Origin of the sequence: Longimicrobium sp., assembly GCF_036280135.1 — a bacterium.
Taxonomy (GTDB): domain Bacteria; phylum Gemmatimonadota; class Gemmatimonadetes; order Longimicrobiales; family Longimicrobiaceae; genus Longimicrobium.
In genome coordinates this window covers 1-2,912 of record NZ_DASURI010000700.1, presented here as the reverse complement: position 1 = coordinate 2,912, position 2,912 = coordinate 1, and the positions used below count along the sequence as shown (strand labels likewise).

General features: G+C 68.3%; 2 protein-coding genes. Both read left to right on the top strand.

The window, feature by feature from the left end; translation table 11 throughout:
• The coding region (locus VFZ20_RS22540; RefSeq protein ID WP_329686207.1) for an ATP-binding protein at nt 1-1,775 on the top strand (1,775 nt) is incomplete at its 5' end.
• A gap of 2 nt (nt 1,776-1,777) precedes the next feature.
• A complete protein-coding gene (locus VFZ20_RS22535; protein ID WP_329686206.1) occupies nt 1,778-2,185 on the top strand; it encodes a hypothetical protein in 408 nt (135 codons plus the stop codon).
• Nucleotides 2,186-2,912 lie beyond the last annotated feature (727 nt).

Below are 2,912 nucleotides of genomic sequence, written 5' to 3'. Positions count from 1 at the left end.
TGCGCCGCAAGCTGATGGTGGAGCTCATCGACTACGACCTGTCCGTCACGCCGCCGCGGCTCACGCTGGCGTCGGACTGGAAGTGGGAGAAGCTGGAGAAAGACCGCGCCATCGACCTGGACCGCGTCTGCGTGCTGGACCGCGCCGGCGTGGACTTCAACACGCGCCGCGTCGTTGACTCCCTCCGCGCCCTGGCGGAGAACCCGGGCGAGGCGGCGTTCGTCCTCGGTCTGCTCGAGGGACGCGTGCCGTCGGACTGGCTGGCGCCCCTGGACGCGGACGCCGCGGCGGCGGACGTGCTGACGCCGGTCGGGGCCGCGCTGGGCCGCCCCGTGCTGAACGCGGAGCAGATGGAGGCGTGGCGGGCCGCGTTCACGCAGGCCGTTTCCGTCGTCTGGGGGCCGCCGGGGACGGGCAAGACGTACCTGCTGGCGTGGACCCTCATCGGCCTGGCCGCGGCGGCGAAGCACGTGGGACGGCCGATGCGGATCCTCGTCAGCGCGGCCACGCATCGCGCCATCGTCAACGTGCTGGCGCGCATTGCCCGCGAGCTGGAGGCGGCCGGCATCGAACCGCCGCTGCGCGCCGTCAAGCTGGCGGGGCGGGGGAGCGAGGCGGACGCGGACCTGGAGGGGCTGTCCGCGGAGGTGATCGCGGACGACGACCTGCCCCGGGTGCTGGATGAGTCGCTGCAGACGGGGCAGCCGCTGGTCGTGGGCTCCACCGTGTGGTCGCTGTGGAAGCAGATGCGGCAGATGGACAAGGCCGCGCGCGACGACGGCGGCGAGGGCATCCCCGTGCGCCCGCTGTTCGACGTGGTGGTGATCGACGAGGCGTCGCAGATGAAGGTGCCGGACGCGCTCATCGCCCTGTCGTCCATCCGCCGCGGCGGCCGCGTGATCCTGGCCGGCGACGACCGCCAGCTGCCGCCGATCCTGCACGGCCGCTACCCCCGCGAGGAGACGCTGTTCGGCAGCGCGTTCACGCACTTCGCCGAGCGCTTCGGGCGGTTTGGCCTGCGCGAGAGCCGGCGGATGAACCGTGCCCTCGTGCGCTGGCCGCGCCGGCTGTTCTATCCCGGCTTCGTGTCCAGGGACGCGGCGCGGCGGCTGCTCGTCTCGGCCGACGCCGTCGATCTGTCCGATCCGCTGGACGCGCTGCTGTGGGACGTGTTCCTGCGCCCGGACGACGCCGTGGTGCTGGCGACGTACGGCGGCGTGCGGGCCACGGCGCGCAACGCGTTCGAGGCGCGGCTGGTGGCGCGCATCGCCCGGCTGGCGCGCGAGGGAATGGTCGATCCCGCCACGGGGGCGCGCTACACGCCGGAAGCCCTGCGCTCGCACGGGCTGGCCGTCATCAGCCCCCACCGCGCGCAGAACAGCGCCATCATCGGCGAGCTGCTGGCCGCCGGCTGGCCCCGCGAGGCGCTGCCCGTGGTGGACACGGTGGAGCGGATGCAGGGCAACGAGCGCGAGCTCATCCTGGTCAGCTACGCCGTGGCGGACCGCGAGTACGTGGAGCGCGAGGCGGAGTTCCTGCTGAATCCCAACCGCTTCAACGTGTCCATCACGCGCCCGCGGTCCAAGCTGATCGTGTTCGTGAGCGACGACATCCTGCGCACCGTCCCGTCCGACGAGCAGGTGATGACGGAGTCGATGGCCATCAAGGGCTATCCCGACCACTTTCGCGCCCCGCCGCGCGAGGTGGAGATCCCCGATGCCGACGGCCGCCTCGTGCGGCTCAAGGTGCGCACCTCCCCCGTGGACCATCGATGACGATGAGCGGATTCAGGAAGACACCTGCCATGCGCCCGGGCCGCGCGGCCGACGCGCGGTGGGCCGCGCTCTACTGCGGCGTCTACGTGGGCGCCGCGCTCGCGGTGCAGGTGGCGGCGAGCGACGCGGGCGCGGTGTTCGTGGTGCTGGCGTTCCTGCTCTGGGGCGTCGTGGGCGCGGCGGCGGGCGTAGCGGCCGTGTACGCCGGCGCGGTCTGGCGCGCGGAGAACGGGCGCTGGCACGTGTCGCCGGCCTTCGTCTTCCTCGCGGTGGGCACGCCCCTGGCGCTGCTCGCGGGCATGCTGCTCGGGGAGCCGCGCCCGCGCAACGGCCTGCTCGCCGCGGGTGCCTGGGTGATCGCCGTCGCGCTCGCCTCGGTGCTGGTGCGCCTGCGCCGCCGCGCTGCCTGAGCGATTCTTACGGAAATGCGAGGAGTTGATGTATTGATGTATTCCCGGCCTCGAGTGTACGTTCTAACCGCGCTCAAGCCTATTGAGGAGGGTCTATGTCCCGCCCGAAGAGAAACTCTCGAATTCCTGGCGACCTCAATGTCTCCAAGACGTTCAGATTCTGCGTGCAGAAGCCGGAGGGGGAACGCACACCCACGTGGACTCCGGGGCCGCCGCCGCCGAATGCCCGGACGGTAAAGTATCATCCATTGAGCGGCACCGTATTACGAGAGGAAGTACGTGCGGCTGTTCAACGCCTTAAACGGTTGTAATGTGGATTGAAATTGATGACCTACAGGGACCCATCGGGCCAACGAGCTATGACTGAAACCTTTTGGGAGCAATGGTTATGTCTGAATGTGTGGTATGCTCTTACCCATTCTCTCCGTTGCGACGGCTAACGAATCAGGATAGATACGAGGCTAAATGTGACCGCTGTGGCAAGTTCACGATAACCGGGCCTGCCGTATCAGCGATTTCCGTGTTCGCAGAGAGAAATCGGCTTCTGCTTGCTAGTGTCATTAGAGAAAACAGTGAACAGGGAGTCGTTCTCGCACTGACGACAGAAAACATCCCAGAGTTAATCGCATCCGCGCGCACCCCTCGGAACCCATTTGAAGTCTTTGATCGACTGCTCCTGTATATAAGCGACCACATGGGTTCGCCGATCAGTTATGTGCGGATCGAG

Bases quoted from the DNA above. Each gene is read 5' to 3' on its own strand.
- VFZ20_RS22535 (WP_329686206.1), top strand. From the start codon at position 1,778: ATGAGCGGATTCAGGAAGACACCTGCCATGCGCCCGGGCCGCGCGGCC.